The sequence below is a fragment of the Cupriavidus sp. IDO genome (assembly GCF_000812465.1).
In the GTDB taxonomy this organism is placed as follows: Bacteria; Pseudomonadota; Gammaproteobacteria; order Burkholderiales; family Burkholderiaceae; genus Cupriavidus.
On record NZ_JWMA01000157.1, the window covers coordinates 1 to 4,343 of the forward strand.

The 4,343-nt window shown below is 62.2% G+C and carries 5 protein-coding genes; 1 reads left to right on the forward strand and 4 read right to left on the reverse strand.

Annotated elements, in window-relative coordinates:
- Positions 1-364: 364 nt before the first annotated feature.
- Positions 365-826 (reverse strand): type II 3-dehydroquinate dehydratase, encoded by a 462-nt coding sequence (gene aroQ / locus RM96_RS29845; RefSeq protein ID WP_039015350.1) that lies wholly within the window; start codon positions 824-826, stop codon positions 365-367.
- Positions 827-910: 84 nt separating this feature from the next.
- Between aroQ and RM96_RS29850 the strand changes: the two genes are divergently transcribed.
- Positions 911-1,861 carry a LysR family transcriptional regulator gene (locus RM96_RS29850; RefSeq protein WP_039015351.1) on the forward strand — a complete coding sequence of 317 codons (951 nt, stop codon included), beginning with the start codon at positions 911-913 and terminating at the stop codon, positions 1,859-1,861.
- A gap of 146 nt (positions 1,862-2,007) precedes the next feature.
- Here RM96_RS29850 and RM96_RS39565 read toward each other — a convergent pair whose 3' ends face one another.
- From RM96_RS39565 to RM96_RS36610, 3 genes are all read right to left on the reverse strand, one after another.
- The gene (locus RM96_RS39565; RefSeq protein WP_193752552.1) at positions 2,008-2,181 is read right to left on the reverse strand and encodes a hypothetical protein; all 174 of its coding nucleotides are present in this window, start codon (positions 2,179-2,181) and stop codon (positions 2,008-2,010) included.
- A 164-nt stretch (positions 2,182-2,345) separates the two neighbouring features.
- Positions 2,346-2,951 carry a type VI secretion system amidase effector protein Tae4 gene (locus RM96_RS29860; RefSeq protein ID WP_039015353.1) on the reverse strand — a complete coding sequence of 202 codons (606 nt, stop codon included), beginning with the start codon at positions 2,949-2,951 and terminating at the stop codon, positions 2,346-2,348.
- Between the two features lie 3 nt (positions 2,952-2,954).
- Positions 2,955-3,506, reverse strand: a complete 552-nt coding sequence (locus RM96_RS36610; RefSeq protein WP_039015354.1) for a PAAR domain-containing protein — start codon at positions 3,504-3,506, stop codon at positions 2,955-2,957.
- Positions 3,507-4,343: the final 837 nt, after the last annotated feature.

Consider the following 4,343-nt stretch of genomic DNA (forward strand, 5'->3'; position numbering starts at 1 on the left):
TTGCCGTCAAACACCCGAGGTAGGAGCCGTATGCCCGAATCGGGCTCGTACGGATCTGTGCGGGGGGTGCTCAGTAATGGGCATTCCTACCGCGATAGGTGACGCTGTCTGTTTGCTCCCCTCTCCCGCCTGCGGGAGAGGGGCAGGGGGAGAGGGCCGGCGCGTGAAATGGCGAGGCGCCTCACCTTCCTCGCGGCGATCGTCAAGGCGGTTTGCAGGCCATCGTTCCTGCAAACGCTGGCCCTCTCCCCAGCCCTCTCCCGCAAGCGGGAGAGGGGGCGCGCTTGTGGCATTTGTCAGTGCATCGCAATGCGCCAGCGCTTTCCCTTGAGTCGCGAACTCGCGAATGGAAGGAAATAAGTCCTTATGCGGAAGCGGCGCCGGTCACCTGCACCAGCGCCGTAATCGCCAGCCCGTACCCCTTCACCCCCAGCCCCGCCATCACCGCCCGCGCCACGGGCGAAATCCACGACGTGTGCCTGAACGCCTCGCGCGCGTGCACGTTCGAGATGTGATACTCGATCAGCGGCACCGACGCGCCCTTGATGGCATCGTGCAGCGCAATCGAGGTGTGCGTGAGCGCCCCCGCATTCAGCACCACGCCGATCATCTCCCCCTGCGCGCACAGCCGGCCCGCCTCGTGAATCCAGTCGATCAGCTGGCCTTCGTGATTGGTCTGGCGGCATTGCGCCTCCAGCCCGAGCCGCTGCGCGGCCTCCTGGCAGATGCGTTCGACATCGGCCAGCGTTTCGCTGCCGTAGACTGCCGGCTCGCGGGTGCCGAGCAGGTTGAGGTTGGGCCCGTTGAGCACCAGTACTGTCTTCATCGTGTCTCCTGGAAGGGGGCCGCACTGCTGGCGCGGCCTTCGCGGATAGCCTATCGTTAGTCCCTCCTCCAATCATCGACTGTCATGGAAACTCAGAATGCGCTCACGGCGAACAATGACCCGTTCCTGCGGGACCTGCGGCTGTTCTGCGCCGTAGCGCGGCGCTCCAGCTTTATCGCCGCCGCCAATGAGATGGGCATATCGCCGGCCCATGTCAGCAAGCGCATCGCCATGCTCGAAGCCATGTTCGGCGCGAAGCTGCTCCACCGCACCACGCGCCGCGTCAGCGTGACGGCCGAGGGCGAGAGCGCCTTTGCCTGGGCGCAGAAGATCCTGGAAGACGTGGACGGCATGCTTGAAGCCGTAGGCGGCGCCGGCGGTGAGCCGCGCGGGCTGCTGCGCATCGCCACCAGCCTGCGGCTCGGGCGCCGGCATGTGGCACCGGTGCTGTCGCTGCTGCGGCAGCAGCATCCGGGCCTGGAGGTCTGGCTGGAGCTGCTCGACCGGCGCGTCGACCTGATCGGCGAGCAGTTCGACCTGGACATCCGCGTGGGCGAAGTCCAGGAGCCGCACCTGATCGCCAGCAAGATCGCCAGCGGCAGCCGGGTGCTGTGCGCCACGCCTGCCTACCTCGCGCGGCGTGGCATGCCGGAGCACCCGGCCGAACTGCCCCGGCACGACTGCCTGCTGCTGCGCGAGCGCGACCAGGCCTTCGGCGTGTGGCGGCTGCAGGGGCCGGGCGGCTGGGAGACCGTGAAAGTGACCGGGCCGATGGCATCGAATCACAGCGATGTCACGCGCCAGTGGGCACTCGAGGGCTACGGCATCATCATGGCCTCGGTGTGGGACGTGGCCGCGAGCGTGCGCGCGGGTGAACTGGTGCGCGTGCTGCCGGGTTGGCAACAGCCGGCTGATATCTGGGCCGTGACCAGTGCGCGGGCGTCGGCTTCGGCCCGGATGCGGGTGTGTCTGGAATTCCTGAAGATGCAGCTGTCGCAAGGGCCGCATGCGCTGGCGACGTCGCTGGAGGGATAGGAGCACCTTTTATTTCCAATCCATCACCCTGGATGGCGTTTCGGATTCCAATCGTCAACGCTACGTCTTGTAGGGACGCTTGCCTCTTCAGGCATAACAACGCCAGCGCGCTCTCTTGTTGGGTTAAAGCCCGCATTTTCCGCCAGTTACAGCGCAAAGATTCTAATCACGGCGAAGGTTGCGGCCCAATGCGTGAGAATCGCCGTCGCCAGCGCAACGCCCAGCAGGCCGACTCGCTCGACACGCGGGCTGAGCACAAATCCCAGCATTCCAAACAGAATCGGTGGCGCCGGTATCAGCAGGATCAGGCCCAGCAGCATCCCGGCATCGGCTGGGCACGCGTCAATTCCAACGCATATCCCGGGTCGCGGCACGCACAGGTGTGGGAATATGTCGCAGAGGTACGCATCGACATGGGACCATGTGATAACACTAGCCAGACCAACGCAGGCAAATGTTGCCGTTACGGCTAACCGCCGCCAGTTCACTTGATCTCCCAAAAGAGTATTTCGGTCGAGCGCCCAAGATCTGACCACCCATAGTGGGTGCCGGGAAATAGGGCGTCCCATCCCAAGCTGCGGCCGATTGTTGAAATGGCGCCGGGAGCGCTACTAATGGTCAGCCGCGACCCATTCCACAGGTCAATGTGGCCTCCGGTGGCGTTGCCAGCGGATTCACCATCCCGCCTCCAATAGTTCTTGAAGGTAACGATACCCGTACGCCCCTTGATCTTCTTCTGCCAATCGCCCCCCGTGATGTTTTCCGGCGCGCCGATGCCTGCCAGCGGCTTCAGCCGTAGCCAGTCTGCCATCTCCGACGCAAGCACAGCCGTGCGCTTGCCTTCCAGTCGAATCTGGCCCTTGCCGCGAAAGGACTTCATTTCGATGCCCACCCGGTGCAGGGTCACGCTCAATCGAATCGCGCACTGATTCTCGAAGCCTGGCGGCACGTCTCCTGTCTTGGGATCGGCGTAGGGCGTGCCTTGCGGATAGGCCGCCCAAAGCTCAGCAAAGGTGACGGCCTTTAGGGATACATCTTTGATGGAATCCGGCGTTGAGTTTGTTCTGACAACTGTCTTCTTGTTGGGCATGCCTTATACCTCGTCCTGTTTCGCCAAGGCTTCATCGCCCCAGTAAACGACATAATTGTCGGAACTCTCTGTGGATACGCGAGGAAGCCTGCCGCTTTCGTCCAGGTGCCCTGAGAATGTCCGTCCGTCAGAGGTCTCGATGAAATACGGATAGCCTTCGATAAGCACGTCTCCCGTGCGGACGCGAACTTGCTCGTCATACCCGCTCATCGCGGACGAGTTCCCGCCGCTAGATGCATGTGACCTGTTCCACTGCGCCGCATCCCCTGCCGTCATGGTCATCGTATAGGGGCGTGATGCATGGAAGACGGGTGGCGGGTTGCATCCGCATGCGCAGATGTCCCCACTCAAGGCTTCTTCCTTCCCGTTTTCGCTGGAAGGCCAGCGCGGGCCGACGCAGACTATGGCTCCCGTTTGCTTGCAGACGGGACAGTACACGGGGTCGCCTTCGCGCGCCGTCGGGATGCCTTCGTAGGTGGAACTGGGGCTGCCGCCTATGATCGTGGCCCCGTTGTTAGCCTTGTCGCCCATGATGAGATACGTTCTGGTGAGCATGGCCGCTCCTCAGGTGCGCACGAGATGATAGGCGGGGTAGGAAATCCCGGTAGTGGGTTTATCCTCTGCGACGTGAATCTTCTTGATCCTTGCTTTTTGCATTATTGCTCCTCGTTAAATTCTGCCTTTAACCGAATTCAATTGAGCGAAAATCGGAAACGAGGATCAATCGGAAATATCCCAATTTTGATGGCGTGTTTTCAGCAAATTGCGATCAGTGGCTTGCGGAAAAAGGGTTCTTCGTTGGATTGCTGGATTGGGTTCTTGGATGCGCTGCTGTTTCGCCGGCGTAGCCGGCGACCTCCTTTTTGACGGCGCCAAAAAGGAGGCAAAAAGCGCCTTACTGTCCTCGGCGGACGGCCAGTCTTATCGTAGTGTTCGACGCTTTTTGTACGGGTATTCGCTTCAGGGCAGAACTAGACTGCCTGCCGCGCAGATCGCCAGGGGCAACGCCGGGAACGGCGCTGTCCTCCCGACCTCGTGAGAGCGGAGTGGCTCGGTGATCGAGGGGCGTGCCTACGGCAAGAGGTTCTGGACCACAACCGTGGTGCGCGATGCAGGTGCGCACACTGATGGGCATCAAGCTGCGTGCCACTCCGCTCTCACGAGGTCGGGAGGACGGCCTGTCAAAGCATCGCGCCGCCTCGTTACCACGCGGCAGGCATCGTAGCTATGCCCTGAAGCCCATACCCGTACAAAAACGCAGGCACGCTACGATAAGACTCCCGCCCGGCGGGCAAGACGGCGCCTTTTGCCTACTTTTGGGCGCCGTCCAAAAGATGGAATGAACGCGCCCCGGCCTCTCGCTAACCGTCAACGAGTAGCCAGCAGGCATGG

Excerpts from the sequence above, each read along its gene's own strand:
- aroQ (WP_039015350.1), bottom strand. The coding sequence starts at position 826 with ATGAAGACAGTACTGGTGCTCAACGGGCCCAACCTCAACCTGCTCGGC.
- RM96_RS29850 (WP_039015351.1), top strand. The coding sequence starts at position 911 with ATGGAAACTCAGAATGCGCTCACGGCGAACAATGACCCGTTCCTGCGG.
- RM96_RS39565 (WP_193752552.1), bottom strand. The coding sequence starts at position 2,181 with ATGCTGCTGGGCCTGATCCTGCTGATACCGGCGCCACCGATTCTGTTT.
- RM96_RS29860 (WP_039015353.1), bottom strand. The coding sequence starts at position 2,951 with ATGCCCAACAAGAAGACAGTTGTCAGAACAAACTCAACGCCGGATTCC.
- RM96_RS36610 (WP_039015354.1), bottom strand. The coding sequence starts at position 3,506 with ATGCTCACCAGAACGTATCTCATCATGGGCGACAAGGCTAACAACGGG.